This window comes from Thermoplasmatales archaeon (assembly GCA_014361245.1).
GTDB lineage: Archaea > Thermoplasmatota > E2 > UBA202 > JdFR-43 > JACIWB01.
The window spans coordinates 14,725-30,436 of record JACIWB010000015.1 but is presented as its reverse complement, the minus strand read 5'-3'; the positions used below and the strand labels follow the sequence as shown (position 1 = coordinate 30,436).

The 15,712-nt window shown below is 33.8% G+C and carries 17 protein-coding genes and 1 other RNA gene; 8 read left to right on the top strand and 10 right to left on the bottom strand.

Annotated elements, in window-relative coordinates; translation table 11 throughout:
• The 3 genes from H5T45_03835 to H5T45_03825 all read left to right on the top strand — a co-directional run.
• Positions 1-547 (top strand): hypothetical protein (locus H5T45_03835; GenBank protein ID MBC7128846.1); only part of this gene is annotated, 547 nt, incomplete at its 5' end.
• Between the two features lie 218 nt (positions 548-765).
• On the top strand, positions 766-936 hold the full coding sequence (locus tag H5T45_03830; protein ID MBC7128845.1) for a 4Fe-4S binding protein: 171 nt from the start codon (positions 766-768) through the stop codon (positions 934-936).
• Between the two features lies 1 nt (position 937).
• Entirely contained in the window at positions 938-1,162 is a 225-nt protein-coding gene (locus H5T45_03825; protein ID MBC7128844.1) for a NifU family protein, read from the top strand.
• Here H5T45_03825 and H5T45_03820 read toward each other — a convergent pair.
• Complete coding sequence (locus H5T45_03820; protein MBC7128843.1) at positions 1,159-2,445, bottom strand: DUF4147 domain-containing protein; 1,287 nt, start codon at positions 2,443-2,445, stop codon at positions 1,159-1,161. The two genes, H5T45_03825 and H5T45_03820, sit on opposite strands and share 4 nt — an antisense overlap.
• A gap of 35 nt (positions 2,446-2,480) precedes the next feature.
• Here H5T45_03820 and H5T45_03815 point away from each other — a divergent pair, with 35 nt between their 5' ends.
• Positions 2,481-3,344: a hypothetical protein gene (locus H5T45_03815; GenBank protein MBC7128842.1), complete on the top strand. Its 864-nt coding sequence runs from the start codon at positions 2,481-2,483 to the stop codon at positions 3,342-3,344.
• Here H5T45_03815 and H5T45_03810 read toward each other — a convergent pair whose 3' ends face one another.
• Complete coding sequence (locus H5T45_03810; GenBank protein ID MBC7128841.1) at positions 3,345-5,414, bottom strand: hypothetical protein; 2,070 nt, start codon at positions 5,412-5,414, stop codon at positions 3,345-3,347.
• 36 nt (positions 5,415-5,450) lie between these two features.
• Positions 5,451-5,732, bottom strand: an RNA gene (gene rnpB / locus H5T45_03805) — RNase P RNA component.
• Positions 5,733-5,761: 29 nt separating this feature from the next.
• Between rnpB and rpiA the strand changes: the two genes are divergently transcribed.
• From rpiA to H5T45_03790, 3 genes are all read left to right on the top strand, one after another.
• Entirely contained in the window at positions 5,762-6,418 is a 657-nt protein-coding gene (gene rpiA / locus H5T45_03800) for a ribose-5-phosphate isomerase RpiA (protein MBC7128840.1), read from the top strand.
• Positions 6,419-6,496: 78 nt separating this feature from the next.
• Positions 6,497-7,858, top strand: coding sequence for a hypothetical protein (locus H5T45_03795; protein MBC7128839.1), 1,362 nt, complete (start codon positions 6,497-6,499; stop codon positions 7,856-7,858).
• Positions 7,827-8,798, top strand: a complete 972-nt coding sequence (locus tag H5T45_03790; protein MBC7128838.1) for a transglutaminase family protein — start codon at positions 7,827-7,829, stop codon at positions 8,796-8,798. The genes H5T45_03795 and H5T45_03790 overlap by 32 nt, the downstream gene beginning before the upstream one ends.
• Here the strand turns inward: H5T45_03790 and H5T45_03785 are convergent.
• From H5T45_03785 to H5T45_03775, 3 genes are read right to left on the bottom strand one after another with little or no spacing between them, the layout of a single operon-like run.
• A complete protein-coding gene (locus tag H5T45_03785) occupies positions 8,785-9,009 on the bottom strand; it encodes a hypothetical protein (protein MBC7128837.1) in 225 nt (74 codons plus the stop codon). The genes H5T45_03790 and H5T45_03785 overlap by 14 nt on opposite strands.
• Positions 8,981-10,105 (bottom strand): glycosyltransferase, encoded by a 1,125-nt coding sequence (locus H5T45_03780; GenBank protein ID MBC7128836.1) that lies wholly within the window; start codon positions 10,103-10,105, stop codon positions 8,981-8,983. The genes H5T45_03785 and H5T45_03780 overlap by 29 nt, the downstream gene beginning before the upstream one ends.
• Positions 10,106-10,119: 14 nt before the next feature.
• The gene (locus tag H5T45_03775) at positions 10,120-10,854 is read right to left on the bottom strand and encodes a phosphopantothenate/pantothenate synthetase (protein ID MBC7128835.1); all 735 of its coding nucleotides are present in this window, start codon (positions 10,852-10,854) and stop codon (positions 10,120-10,122) included.
• A 168-nt stretch (positions 10,855-11,022) separates the two neighbouring features.
• Between H5T45_03775 and H5T45_03770 the strand changes: the two genes are divergently transcribed.
• A complete protein-coding gene (locus tag H5T45_03770; protein MBC7128834.1) occupies positions 11,023-12,324 on the top strand; it encodes a GTPase in 1,302 nt (433 codons plus the stop codon).
• Here the strand turns inward: H5T45_03770 and H5T45_03765 are convergent.
• The 4 genes from H5T45_03765 to H5T45_03750 all read right to left on the bottom strand — a co-directional run bounded on the left by H5T45_03765 (position 12,321) and on the right by H5T45_03750 (position 15,658).
• Positions 12,321-13,487, bottom strand: coding sequence for a methionine adenosyltransferase (locus tag H5T45_03765; GenBank protein ID MBC7128833.1), 1,167 nt, complete (start codon positions 13,485-13,487; stop codon positions 12,321-12,323). The genes H5T45_03770 and H5T45_03765 overlap by 4 nt on opposite strands.
• 67 nt (positions 13,488-13,554) lie before the next feature.
• Entirely contained in the window at positions 13,555-14,244 is a 690-nt protein-coding gene (locus tag H5T45_03760; GenBank protein MBC7128832.1) for a CTP-dependent riboflavin kinase, read from the bottom strand.
• Complete coding sequence (locus H5T45_03755; GenBank protein ID MBC7128831.1) at positions 14,241-14,480, bottom strand: hypothetical protein; 240 nt, start codon at positions 14,478-14,480, stop codon at positions 14,241-14,243. Before H5T45_03755 ends, H5T45_03760 begins: the two co-directional genes overlap by 4 nt.
• 17 nt (positions 14,481-14,497) lie before the next feature.
• Positions 14,498-15,658 carry a right-handed parallel beta-helix repeat-containing protein gene (locus tag H5T45_03750; GenBank protein ID MBC7128830.1) on the bottom strand — a complete coding sequence of 387 codons (1,161 nt, stop codon included), beginning with the start codon at positions 15,656-15,658 and terminating at the stop codon, positions 14,498-14,500.
• Positions 15,659-15,712: the final 54 nt, after the last annotated feature.

Genomic DNA, 15,712 nt, shown 5'->3' with positions numbered 1-15,712 from the left:
TGTTGTTCTTTACTATTGGAGCGGTCATGGATCTGGTTTTGGTCATATTTTAGATCTCTATAATTTTGAGGCATCCACCCAAATAATTATCAGCGATGGCTGTAACAGTGGCGAAATAATAACAGATCCAGATAACAAACTAGCAAGAGATGGAAGAGTTATATTAACTGCATGCCGTGCAGAGGAACTCTCATTAGGTTTTAGCTGGCTAGATCCACCTGGTGTGTTTATATACTTTTTGATAGAAGCTCTATATTCAAATTGTACAGGTGCTGATGTTAATAAAGATGGTTTAATTTCTGCAGAAGAGGCGTTCTATTATGCAGCACCAAGAGTACCAGAATTTCTTAAAAACCTTAATATTCCAGACGATTTGAAACAACAGCATCCTCAGATTTATGATTACGATGATAAGGAAGAAGTCCCACTTACAAAATGCAGAAGTTGCGAAATAAAAACAGAATTGGAAAATACCAATATGACATCATTTGTTATAGAGGAACAAGAATCACAATTTAATAAATCCTTTATATTTGCAAAAAATTAATGAGGATAATAAATGTAAAAGTAATTCCGAGTGCAAAGAAAAATGAAGTTTTTGAAAAAGATGGAAATTTTTTTTTACGGAAAGGCAAATAATGCTTTAATTGAAGTTTTGACTTATTTTTTAAAAGTAAAAAAGTCAAGAGAAAAAGTTATTGAAGTGAATGAAAATTGAGATGTTTTAATCCCAAAAATATAAATACAAAGAGAAAATATCCTTTCATGCCAGCAAAAGTAAATTCAGATTGTTGTGTTGCATGTGGAAGCTGTGCAGAAGAATGCCCAGTTGGAGCAATAACAATTCAAAGCTTTGCTGTTGTAGATGAAAGTGCTTGCATTGAATGCGGACATTGCGTTGAAGTTTGCCCTAATGAGTGCATAAATCTTGATTAATATGAAAGAAAAGGTAGAAAAAGCTCTTGATGAAATACGCCCTTCTTTGCAGGCTGACGGCGGCGATGTTGAGCTTGTTGATGTTGATGAAAAAAACGGCATAGTTAAGCTTCGCCTCACTGGAACATGTGCAGGCTGCCCCTTTTCAAAAATGACGCTCCAGATGGGAATTGAAAAAAATTTGAAGAAAAAGATACCAGAGATAAAGAGGGTTGAAGCAGTCTAAATTTTTCCTATAAGCTGGATATCCATAACATTTGTTCCTGTATATCCAGTTATTATGGCATCTCCCAAAATTCTGAAGAATTCATACGAATTATTTTCTTCAAGAAATTCCTCTATAATAAGATTTTTTTCCATAGCTTTTCCATAACTATTTCCATCTGCAATTGCTCCTCCTGCGGGACTATTTCCATCTATCCCATCTGTTCCAAAAGATATAAATGCTATTTCTTCATCTTTAATTTCTTCAATTGCTGATAAAACAATTTCCTGATTTCTTCCACCTATGCCATTTCCTTTAACTTTTACAGTTGTTTCCCCTCCAAATATAAGAATTGCTCTATTGCGAGGATAAATTTTTGCAAATTTGCCTAAATCTTTTCCAACAGCTCTTGCCTCTCCTTTTAGTCTGTTTGTAAAAATTTTTCCATAATATCCTTTTTCAACTGCTTTTTCCAATGCTTTTTTGCAAGCCATTTCATTGTCTGCAATTATTATATTTTTTACATTCTCAAGCTCGCTTATTTTTTCATCTTTCTTAAGAGCTTCAATAGCTTCCTTATTCTTTATTCCATATTTTTCAATTATTTTCATTGCTTCCTTTGCAGATGAACTATCTGGAGAAGTTGGGCCAGATGCAATAAGCTCAACAGGATTTCCAATTATATCAGAAATTATTAAAGATAAAACACTTGCCTTAGTCATTTTTGCAAGTTTTCCTCCCTTAACATGCGATAGATGCTTTCTCACAACATTAAGCTCTTCTATTGTGCATCCTTTTTTCATCAACTCTTCCGTTATTTCTATCATGCCCTCAAGCGATATTTTTGGCTTGCACAGCAAAGATGAGCCCCCGCCACTTATCAAAACTATTATCAAATCGTCTTCATTTGCTCTTTCAAAAATATCAATTATTTTTTCAGTTGCTTTTAAATTTATTTCACTTGGCCATGGATGTGTTCCTTTAAAAACAATTGCTTTTTTTAAATTAATATCCTCTGTTGTTATTACACATCCTTCATCAAAATCAATTATCTCTTCAATTGCTCTTGCCATTGAGGCAGAAGCTTTTCCAAATCCAGTGAGAAAAATTCTTTTGTATTTGCTTATGTCAATTTTTTCTTCTCCTATATAAATTTTTTCCTCTTCCTTCCTTATAATTTTTTTTAATAAATTATATGAATTCATTTCTTCGAGCACATAATCAAGTATTTCAAGTAAATCTTTCCTTATTCCAAAAAATTCTCTGCTTGTATTTCCCGCTAAACTTTCAAAATTTTTTATCATCATAAAAAAATAAATAATCCTATTTAATTTTATACATGCTTTCAAAGGTTATTTCAAGTTTTTCCTTTTCAGTTATAATCGCAGTTATATTAGGGCTTATTTTTGGTGATATACCCCATGGAAACGAGCTCGCAACTCTTGCCCTATTTCTTGCAATGACATTTTCAATATCAAATATTTCAATCAGAATAAAAATAAGGGAGGAATATAAGGAATTAATATATGCTTTTCTTCTCAATTATGTTTTTCTCTCTTCTATAATAATTGCTATGGGTTTTTTTATGAAAAAATATTTCGAGGGTTTCATAGTGATGGCGTCCGTGCCGCCAGCCATTTTGGTTGTGCCGCTGAGTGGAACTCTTAAAGGTGAGAAGAAGCATTCCCTGTTTTCTCTTGTTTTCCTTTACATTTTATCTATTTTTTTGATGCCATTCCTTATTCTTCTATTTCTCTCTGAAAAGGTTAATAACATTATACTGATTAAAAATATACTTATTCTGGTTATTTTGCCTATTTTTGTGTCCCGCCTTATTTACAGGAAAATAGAGGAAAGCAAGATAAAGATTATATCAAATGCAATGTTTTTTATAATAATTTTTACGATGGTTGGAAAAAACAGGAATTTTTTGTTTGAAGACTCCTTTTTTCTTATTTTGCTCGCATCAATGATGGCAATAAGAACTTTTGGAACAGGAGGAATTGTAAAGATAATTGGAAAAAAATTTGGGGTAGATGAAAAAAATATAGTTAATTATGCTCTTTTCTCCTCATTTAAAAATGAAGGACTTGTTATGCTCCTTGCATCATCTCTTTTTGGCTATTATGCTTCCATACCAGCAGTTGTAGCCCTTATATTTGAAGTAATATGGATTTGCTGTATGGAAGCAAAAATTGTATAATCAGAGGTTGAAAATAAAAACATCGATGCTTTTTTTCTCTGTTTTTCCATTTGTTGCAATTGCTTCAACCCCTATTCTATATTTACCATGGCATTTTTCATCCCAAAGCCACATGTAGGGCGGCGCCGCCAGGGTTGCTTTCATCTCGTTGTTCACATAGAATCTAACCTCTTTTATTTTTCCCTCTGGATCACTTGTAGCATCTGCAACAATTGAAATTGGTCCAAATATTATTGTTGAATTTATGAATTTAAAAATTGGTCCGAAATCAAGAATATATAAACCTTTCAATGGCTTCAATATTTCAACGCTCAAATTTATCCTTTCTCCAGGATATTTTATCTCAGCCTGGGGATCCCCAAATAGGTTTGTCTCATAATATATCCATCTCATTCCATTTTCATTTATTCTCCATACATTTGCTTCTTTTGAATAATGATTTGCCCCTCCTATTTCATAAATATTTTGCTTGAAAATTGCCTCAAAAAATGCTAAATTATATCTCTGCCCCGGTGAATCTGTGCTATTTTCAGCTCCTAAACCATATCTTGAATTCATTATACATGCAAATGCTCCATTTTCAGAAAGAGTAAGATGCTCAGCGAAGCAGTCATCGGTGTAATAGGCGTAGCTATCACCATAAGGATAGGCATTATCAAAAGAACCAGCAAGGCATGTTTGAGAATATAAAAAGAAGTATTCCTTATTTTGCAGGTTTTCCAAGTCGCTATTACCCATTTTCAAAGCATGTGTTGTCCATCCATGCCCGAGATGATTAACTATATTGCAACCCCTATTCAACAAAGAAATCAATTCTTCTTTATGCCAGTATCCATCTCTATCATAAAGAGTTGTGATATTAAAATAAGAAGGTATTAAATCCTCAATTTCATCCATATAATTTCCTCCCCAGTCCGCAATTCCTCCAAACCCAAGGAACTCACCAACAAGCAAAATTTCCATATTTCCTTCATATAAAATATTTTTTCTCGTAATATTTTTTATCTCCTCCTCGCTGTCTGCACAGACCCTTCCCACCCAGATTTCGCTGAAGAGATCCGCTTCCTCAATCCCATGTTCATTTCCCGTTGAATTTTCTCCCCATCTTTCATCTTCATCTTCATTAAAATTTCCATCAAGACATGCATAATATATATCAGAAGGTATTTGCGCCTCAATCTCCTCGCCCAGCGGCAATCCAACGCAACTCGCATACAGGTAGCGGGCAGGGATGATGTTCTCATTGCTGTTATTTATATCTGCATCCCCTCCAAGCAATACATATTTTATCCCCCATTCCTGATATGCCCACCTTATAAAATTCCTTATTTTTGCCTGTGTATCATTAAAAATTTCTTTTTCTCCCCAGAACTGCTTATCTTTCTCTATTTCCTCAACGCCAACTATTTTTAATTTTATTCCCTTGCTTTCTTTATATTCTGCAAATTCTTCAAATGCCCCAATAAAATCATTTTTTGTTATTATCAAATAATCATATTGCTCGCCTATCTTTTTTTCTGGATATGTTTCCGCATCCCAAGGATTTATAACAATTTTTTTGACATATTCTCTATCCTCCTCAATTCCCCTATAAAGCTCATTTTCCTCACTTTCTTTTAATTTTATTTTTAAATCCATTTTTTCATAGTAATAAACTTCTCCATTTCTATACGATACAGGAATTAAATTGATTACAAATATTTTATATCCTCTTGCACAATATACCCCAACAATTTCATATTTTTCATTTATAAATTCACTCCCTACTGGCACAATTTTTTTATTTGCAACAATAACTGGCTTTGCCTTCTCTATCTCATATTTTCCAGCATATCTCTCCCTTACATTCATCTCAACACTCTTAACATCTTTTTTATATGGTAAAAGAATAAAGAGGGTTTTTACAGGAATAATATGCCCCATATATTCATGCTGTTTGCATCCTTCGATAAAAATTCTTCCTTCTTTAAATTCTGGCTCAAAATAAAAACAAAAATCCATTTCTTCATCTTTAAAGTTAAAAGCTGGAAAAATAAGCAGAGAAGCGACAAGCGCTACAAGCAATTTCATAATCCTAATTAAACAGCAAAATAAAAATTTTTGGTCAGGTGTGGAGAGTAATCCCTCTTCTGTTTCGGCGGCATTCGTCTCAGCGTCCTACCCCCAGGCGGTCCCAGGCAGCCGATCCTGGTGCTTGGACTTTCTCCAGAGTGGAGGTGGTTTCACCAAATCCAGAAGCAACGTCATTCGCAGGAAATCATCCTCGCTTCTGGCTGTGGCTTTTCTGCGCCTCCATCAGGGCTCTCGCCCTGGCTTTTACACCTCTGGCCCGGGAATGAGGAGGGTATTTCCTCGGTGCAGGGCACCGTTAGCCGCCCTTCCACTCCTGACCACTAATTTATATATACTGCTTATAAATATTTTTTGTGGAAGAGCTTAAGAAAAGGGCAGCAAGGGAAGCTGTTAAAGAAATAAGAGATGGGATGGTTGTCGGGCTTGGAAGCGGATCAACAGCGAAATATGCTATAATTGAGATTGGGAGAAAGGTTAATGAAGGACTTGAGATAGTTGGAATAGCAACATCTCTGGAAAGCGAGAAGGTTGCGAGAGATTGCGGAATAAAAGTTGGGGATATAAATGAGTATGAAGAGATAGATATTACAATTGATGGAGCTGACCAGGTTGATAGAAAATTAAATCTTATTAAAGGAGGAGGAGGAGCCTTGTTAAGAGAAAAAATTGTTGCAAGTTGCAGTAAAAGAGAGATAATTGTTGTTGATGAGAGCAAAATTGTTGATAAATTTTCATTTCCTCTTCCAGTAGAAATTGTGAAATTTGGATGGAAAAGAACTGCTGAAAAGATAAAAAATATTGGATTTTTGCCAGAACTGAGAAAAAATTTTATTACTGATAACGGAAATCTAATAGTTGATTGTAAATATAAAAGAATTGATGAAAGCATGGTAAAGGAATTGAAGGAAATTCCTGGTGTAGTAGAGCATGGCTTGTTTATCAGTCTTGCTGATGAAGTTATAGTTGGAACAAAAGAAAGAGTAAAAAGGATAAAGAAATAAATTTTGTTAAATTTTTCTTTAACTGAATTAAATTAAAATTTAAATAAAGAATATAATAAAATTTCTAAATTTGTGATAATGATAAAATATGAGGATTACATCGCGGAGATGAATAATAGACTAAAAAATTATATACCAAACAAATTGAATCATGGGGAAGAGAGTGTTTTCAAACCGCATGATTTGTTTGATATGCCTGATAAAGAGGCGAATGAATATAAATTTAAGGCAATAAAATATGCTTTTAAACTTCATTATGAAAAAAACTCTTTTTATAAAAAATATTGCAAGGAAAAAAATGTAACGCCAGATGATATAAAAAGCATAGATGATTTTATCAAAATACCCCTTCTCCCAGATAAATTTTTTAAGACATATCCCTCTGGAAACGAGTTTGCGATGTGGCTTGCAACAATCTATACTGGTGATTTGCCCAATATAACAATCAAAAAAAATTATGGATATGATGAAATAATAAACAAATTCAATGAAGCAGGGCTTGTCATCTCCTATAGCAGCGGAACAAGCGGGCGCCACACATTTATTCCTCGTGACTTGAGAACATTTAACGCATCTGAGTATGCAATTGCAAAATCAGCCATTGGGATGGCATACCCTATATGGGAATATGAAATGAATGGCTATCTTTTCATGCCAAATCCACTGAAAACAAATGTTTTTGCTGGAAAGGTTTGCAAGGTATTTTTTGATGCAATAAAAAGTGTTGAAGTGGCTCTTGACAGGGAGATATCTGCGGAAGTTATTCAGGAGGCAATGAAAAATAGCTTGAAAGGAAGAATCATAAGATATGCGGTTCAGAGAGAGACAAATAAACTTGTTAATAGAGTAATTGAATGGCTGAGGAAAAAGGAAAAAGAAAAGAAAAAGATTGCTCTTGTTGGATTGCCTTTCTTAATTAATTTTGTTATTGAAGAGCTTGAGGAAAGAGGCGAAGGTTTTGATTTCGGGGAAAATGGGGCTGTGCTTACAGGCGGGGGATGGAAGATATATGAGGGCAAAAGGATGCCAGTTAAAGAATTTAGAGAAAAAGCTGAAAAATTTTTGGGAATTCCTCCAGAAAATTGCCTTGATTTATATGGAATGGTGGAGGGAAATGGATGGATGGTGCATTGCAGGGAAGGGCATTATCTACATATACCAAAAAGTTATTACCATGTGATGGTGCTCGATGAAAATGGTGAGGAAGTAGGATATGGTGAAAAAGGCAGATTTGCATTTCTTGATGGACTTGCCTTTAGCTATCCTGGATTTATAATCTCTGGAGATGAAGTAAAAATGCTTGAAGAATGCCCAGTTTGTGAAAGAAATAGTCAAGTTCTTGAGCCAGAAGTAAATAGAGCAAGGGGAGAAGAAATGAGAGGATGTGCTGAAGAGATGAGGAGAGTTTTTGCAATGGATATGGGTGGTGGAGATGTTTAGAGAATGGAAGGAAAAGGAATATATACCGAAAAAACAGATGATGAAACTTTTTATAAGAGGTAGTTTATCTCTTAGCAAAGTTTTGATAAAAAATTTTTTCAGATTGAAGAATTTAAGGAAAGGTGAAGTAAGCTATACTCCTCCAAAAAGGGTGTATGATTTGCCTTCATACAGTTCAGATATGAAATTTATTAAATCAGATGAAAAATACCTTCGCCCAACTTTATTCTGCAATCCATATTCGCCAGAGATTATTGCAATGGCAAACAAGCTCGGAGCTTTTGAAAAAGAGCCATATGAGTATGCAAATGATGTTTTTGAATTTGTTAAAAGGAAAGTTACCCTTCAGATAGTTCCTTTCTGGGGGGTTGAGGAAACTTTAAGAAAAGGATATGGAACATGCCTCCATAAAATATCCCTTTTCATAGCACTCTGCAGGGTTGCTGGTATAAAAGCAAGATATAAGCTATATGCTCTTTCAATGATTCCTCAATGGTATGATACATTTATTTCTCCTGATCCTCTCATGGTGGAATGGTATGATGCAATGGGGAATTTCCTTTTCCATGGAGAAGGTGAAGCCTATATAGATGGTAAATGGATTGTTGGTGATGTTGGCCCGTTGCCAGAAAGGCAGGCGGCGACGGGCATACCCATAACAAAATTTGGAGAGGATTCAATTGGAATATGGTTTGAGGCAATTCCTGGAGGAATAATGAAAACAGAATCTTTGCCTCTTGGACTTGCAACAGGTATGAACCTATTGCTTAAAGTATCTCCAGCAACAGTTGCTAAAATAAACAACAATGTTCTTGCCCTCGATGAAAAGGGAAGGAAAATATTGCAGGAAATTGGCGAAGAAGAATATGATAAAAGGGTTAGAAAAACATATAAGATGCCGAAAGTAGAGCTGGAAAAGAAAAGCCTTATATTTGAGTGATAATCTCAATTGCTTCTTTCAGGCAGGAAAGGAAATCATCCAATGTATGAGCTATTGACATTATCTTGTTCGCTTCAATTTCTGCTTCAATAAATCTTCCATTCACCTTTGTAGATATATAACCCTCATTATCTATTTTTATTGCTTCATTTACATATTTTGCTTCTTCCTCACTTTTAAATTCAATTTTCAGCCTGCATTTTGCTTTCATATAAACCAACCAACTTATCCGCCATTTTTTCTATGCTGAAATTTTTAACAAATTCCAGTCCTTTTTCAACAACTTTTTTATTATCTATTGCCTTAATTACCTTTTCAGCAAATTCCTTCGCATCATAAGGATCAAAAAGATAACCATTTTCCCCATCTGTTATAAAATCAGGCAGCGCCTTCGCCCTCGCCGCCACAACAGGCAGGCCAGAAGCCATTGCTTCGAGAGCAACAATACCCTGTGTCTCATATATTGAAGGAAAAACAAAAACATCGGCTAAATGATAATAATTGAGCAATTTTTCATCATCTACAAATCCTGTGAATACGAAATTTTTCTCTAATCCTTTTTTTATCACTTTTTCTTCATATTCCTTTCTCGCTGGTCCTTCCCCAACAATTAAAAAAGTTGTATCTAATTTTTTTAGAATATATGGAGATGCTTCTATAATTAAATCAATATTTTTTTCCCTTACTATTCTTCCAACATGAAGGATTATCTTCTTTTCATTATCTTTCTTATTTTTTCCTTTTGAAAATCTTTTTATATCTATACCAGTTGGAATAATTTCTATGCTTCTTTCAATTATTTTTTCGTTTATATATCTCGCTGTATAGTTGCTTGGAGCGATAATGCACGAGCATCTTTTCATGTAATATTTTAACCATTGATAAAGAAGTTTTTTTGCAAAATTCTGAAAATTTTTATCTTTTATAACAAGATATATTGAATCATCGATAAAAGTATGATATGTAAAAAAGAGAGGAAGCTGCATTTTATATGATGCAATCAATGCATGTATTCCCATAAAGCCAGGAGAGTGTGAATGAATTATGTTTGGCTTTATTCTTTTTATTATTTTCTCAGTTCTTTTTGAAAAAAAAGATGGCAGTGAAACAAATCTATAATTGGCATATTTTTTAAATGGCTTCGATTTATAATAAAAGACGCCGTCTTCTTCATAATTTTCTTTTCCTGGAGCAAAAATATAGATTTCATGCCCCATTTTTTCAATTTCTCTTTTAAATAAAAGCAACGAAGTAACAACTCCATCTCTTGTAGGAAGCCATGTATCTGTAAACCATGCAATTCTCATTGAAGTGAAAATAATTAGCTCTTATAAATATATCTTAATCTTCTGGATATTAAATTTAAAGCATCCTGAAGATTTTTCTTGTTGTCCCACTCCTTTATTATTTCTTTCGGCTTCTCAAGCTTTTTATATTTTCTCCTTATATTTGGAATTGCTCTCGTGATATTATCAACAATTGTTACATCAGCATTTCTTGCAGTCCTCGATAAAGGATTTAAATCAATGGTAAGAACAACCTTTCCCATCTTCTTCAACGCCTCACATCTATCTCCATCTTCAAGAGGAACAAGAACAACATCACTGCTATAAATTCCTTCGTAACTGCATATAGCCCTTGCATGCTCAAGTCTGCTAATTCTTGCATCTCCTTCGAGCCCCAAAATTTTTTCCCCTCCCTCTTCTTCAAGCAACTTTATTATTTTTCTTATTCTCTCCTCGCTCCTGTGAAAAAGATTAACTTCTATAATTGCCCCGCTTTCCTTTGCAAGTTTCACAATTTCCTTTCCCGCAAGGACAGCAACATTTCCATTAACAGATATAACAGGTTTTTTTGCTACAGCAAGCCATGCGGCGCTGGCCAGCGCTGCGCGGTGCGCAAACTTTTGGGTTTTTTCCCCGAGCAAATAGTCAAATGCCTCCCCTCGCCCGTGAGCAATTAAGCCAGTAATATGGACTATTCCTTTTTCATATCCTTCTGCAATCAGATTTCTTGTAATCAGGCTCTTGTAGCGAGGATGGCTCTTTGGAATCATGATGTTAAAACTGAAATTGTTAATTTAATTTTTTATTTTTATATACTCATCAATTGCTAGGTGAAAAAATACGAAGGGCTTGTTTAGCATCTCATAATTTTTGGAGAATATTTTATTCTACATATCTAGGGTTAGAAAGGTATAAAAAACGCTCAGCATTACCAAATCATGAGAAAAAGGGTAATAATAATGGGCGCCGCCGGCAGGGATTTTCACAATTTTAATGTTTTTTATAGGGATAATAAAGATTATGAAGTTGTTGCATTTACCGCGGCGCAGATTCCAAACATAGCGGGAAGAAAATACCCCTCTCAACTTGCTGGAAAGCTTTATAAAGAGGGAATTCCGATATATGAAGAAGAAAAACTGCCAGAATTGATAAAGGAATATAATGTAGATGAAGTAGTTTTTTCATATACAGATATATCATATAAAGAATTGATGAATAAAGCAGCGATAGTAAATTCTGCGGGTGCGGACTTTGTTTTACTCAGCCCAAAGCACACAATGCTCAAATCAAGCAAGCCTGTAATTGCAATATGTGCGGTCAGAACTGGTTGTGGAAAATCACAGTTTTCAAGAAAAATTTTTGAGATTTTATCTGAAAAAAAGAAGGTTGTGGCTGTTCGTCATCCAATGCCATATGGTGATTTGGTAAAGCAGAGATGCCAGAGGTTTGCAAGTTATGAGGATTTAGATAGATATGAATGCACAATTGAGGAAAGGGAGGAATATGAGCCATACATAGATATGCATGGAATTGTTTATGCGGGTGTAGATTATGAAGAAATATTGAGAAATGCTGAAAAAGAAGCTGATATTATAATATGGGACGGAGGAAATAACGATTTTCCTTTCTACAAGCCAGATTTGCACATAGTTGTTGCAGACCCCCATAGGGCGGGCCATGAAATTTCATATTATGCAGGGGAAATAAATGCAAGAATGGCTGATTATGTTATAATAAATAAAGTAGATACTGCAAATAAGAAAGATGTGGAAAAAGTAAGAGATAATATAAAGATGATAAATCCTAAGGCGAAAATAATTGAGGCAGAATCACCCATAAAATTAGAAGGGAAAATTGAAGGAAAAAAAGCGCTTGTAATAGAAGATGGACCCACAATTACACATGGAGAAATGAAATATGGGGCAGCAACCATAATGGCTAGAAATTTAGGGCTTGAAATAGTTGATGCAAAAAATTATGCTGTTGGCTCAATATTGGAAACTTATAAAAAATATCCTCATCTGGAAAAAGTTTTACCGGCAATGGGTTATGGAAAAAGCCAGATAGAAGAACTTGAAGAAACAATAAATTCATCAGATTGTGATTTTGTTCTTTCCGCAACACCAATTGACCTAAAAAGAATTCTTAATGTAAATAAAAAAATAGTGCGGGTTAGATATGGAGTTGGAGAAAAAGCAGAAAAGGAGTTGAGATTAATACTAAAAAAATTTATGGATTAAAACACATTTATTTTTCCTTCTAATACCTCTGTATATATATTAAGCATTTTTTCCATATTACTTTTTACTATTTCTTCTACTCCAGAATCTAATTTTCCTCCAACAATTAATATGCTCACTGCCTGCGGCTCTGTTACTGGCTTGCCTATCTGGGAAACCATTCTAACATAAACTTCATCCACGCTATAATTCTTTGCAATTTCATCCGCTATTCTTTGTGAGCATATGTTATAAAGCTTGCCAACATGTGTTACTGGATTTTTACCAGCAGCCGCCTCAAGCGATACAGGGCGATTTGGCGTTATAAGCCCATTTATTCTATTTCCTCTCCCTACTGATCCATCATCTCCATTTTCCATTGATAAGCCAGTTACTGTTAGATAAAAGATTTTCTTTTCATAGTCATCTGCGGTATTTATTGCAAGAGTTACTTCTTTTTCAGTGAATTTTCTTGAAAAATCGAGAAGTTCTTCAGCAATTTCTTCCTTTACACTTATATAATGATCCGCATTTGGAATGTAGCGATCAACCATTGCAATAGCAACAGTTATATTTATTCTATTTTCTGTTCTACAGCTCATAACTTTTACATCCTCCCCTATCTCTGGAAATCTTTTCTTCAATGTTATATTTATATACCTTTCCATCTGATAAGTTAGTTTTTCAGTCTCAGTTAAAGGAGCAAAACCTGAGCCAATTGAAGTATCATTTGCAAGCCTTTTGCGCGGGTCATAAACGCTTTTTAAATCCTGACTTCCTTCCCATATCTTGCAGTCAAGCATCACATCTGTATCTGCATTTAAATTTGGAAAATTTTTCTCAAGATATTCGTGAGCGGACCTAACTGCAATTGCCCTTATCGGAAGCCTTTTATTCCCAACCATTGAAGTTGCTCTTCCAACTAGCAAAATATAAACTGGCTCTATTATCGTCCCCCCTCCAAATTTTGGCTGGCTCTGCCCGCCGACAATCTGGCATTCATCGGTGTTATGATGCATTATGTAGCCAAAATTTTGTAAGTATTCTCTGCAGAGAGCTCTTGAAACATTTTCTGCGAGGGCATCTGCTATTGAATCAGGATGTCCTATTCCCTTCCTTTCGACAATCTCTACCTTTTGATTTTTTACTGGCACGCTATTGAGATTTTCAATGAATATGTTCATGAAATTGGATAATAAAGATATACTTATATTTTTTCTTAAAAGTTTTTCTAAATTTAGAACTTTTAATTTATTCCCTCTTTATTTTTATTTCAATTTGCCATTCATTAAGGCAGGAATATTTTATTTTTCTGAGAGGGGAGATAATTGAATAACCTTTCCTTTTAATCCATTCGAAAAGCTTCTTATATTCTTCCTTTCCCTCTCCTTCAAATATCATCGAAGCAGCATCTCTCCCTATAAATCTTTTTAAATAAGCATCCTCCCTATTTTCTTCACAAAATAAATCTCTTCTTCCTTCTTCAAAAGGTGAATCATAATAGATTGTAATTCTTGATTCTTCCATACCACAATGTGGGAGCGCAAAAAAACTTGCATCAACTCCCTTCTTTTCAAAAGGCTCAAAAAAGAAAAATACATCATCCCCATCTCTCAGCCCATTTCTAAATTTTTCCCCGCAAACAATCTCCACAACACTACTATGCTTGCTCATGGCGGGCAGAAGCAGGGCGCATTTCCTGCCATCAATTTCAACAGGAAATGACTTTACATCTCCAAAAAATTTATTCCCTTTTTTAAATCCTCGAAGATTTATTCCTTCAATATTTTTTAAATCATCAAAAATTTCTTTACTCAACTCAAGGTTAAGGGTTCCTTCATAAGGAGAAAAATTAAATTTTTCCTCTATTTGCTTTTTATACTCATCCATTGCTATATATTTTTTTCCTTCTCCCTTGCCGCTGCACACAATTCCCTTCATTCTATTAAATTTTTTCCCTTGAGTTTTCCATATAATTTAATTCCTTCCTCGCTCAATTTATATTCCCCGTTTTTTTCTTCAATAATTCCTTTTTCAATAAGCTCATTTAAGGCATTTTTTGCAACACTTTCAATTATTCTATTCTTTTTTGCTATTCTTGTAATAGAGTTTTCTCCAGAAGCAATTTCAAGAAAAATTGCTTTTCTTACTTTGTCAGAAATTATAAATCCTTCCATAAAGTTTAATGGGTTTTTTATAAATAATTTTTTCTATTTTTAAAAATGAATAAAAAAGCCATTAGAATTAAAATTAATTCAAAGGAAGGAATTGATTTTTTATTTTTAATATATATAGTTCTGCTTATAATATCTCCTTCAAATTCAACATATATTTCGTGCTTCCCATCGCTTAAATTTTTTGTATCCAATAAATAATACCATAGAAAATTTCCAGTTGTGTTTTCCCAATCATTATTATCTATCCTTATTCTTACCACACCCTCCTTTTCTACCATTCCTTGAATAATTATCTTCCCGCTTAAGGTTGAATTTTCTTCTGGATAAAAAATATAAATTTTGTAGGCAGAGCTACCTATTTCATAAGGAGATTTAGAAGGCAGATAATCAATATTTTCTTCGTCTATAAAAAATATCTCCCCGCTCAAATTATCCCAGTAATTGCCGTTGCTTAAATTCCATATATTCTTTTCCGCGTAGCAATAAACATGCTTTGAATTCCCGATAAAATTATTTTCAAAGATTATATTGTTTTTGCTATAGCAACACATATGAATTCCTTCAAGATTTCCAGAAAAATTATTAAGTCTTATTAGATTATTCTCCCCTCCCTGAATTATCATGCCCGCTGAATTATTCCTTATTACATTTTCAATTATAAGATTATCCGTCGCTTTCTCTATGTAAATCCCTACCTTGCTTTCATATATCTCATTTTTTGTTATTGTATTATTTTTAGAGAAAAAATACAGATATATACCATAAAAACCATTCTTGAAAATCTTGTTATTTTCAATAAAATTTTCTTCTCCCTCTATTTTTATCCCGTAAGAGTTTGAAAATAAACTGCAATTTTTTATAGTATTTCTATTTCCTTTCACCGAAATCCCGTATAGAATTGAATTATTTATTATGAAACCCGAAATATTTACATTATTTGCAAAAATAAAAATTCCGCCACTAACAATTACATCTTTTCCTTCAAGAAAAATTGACTTGTTTATTGTTATATTTTCTTCATAAACTCCAGGATACACTATTATTTTATCAAAAAAATTTGCATTATCTATTGCATCCTGTATTTTTTTATAATTTCCTTCCCCACCCACATAAAGAATGTCCCCGCAAGCTTGCGGAGCCAATATAATAAATGTTGCAATTATTATAACTTTTTTCATAGAATAAATATTTTAGCATAAATAATTTACTTACCGTACCTTTTATATTTCTTT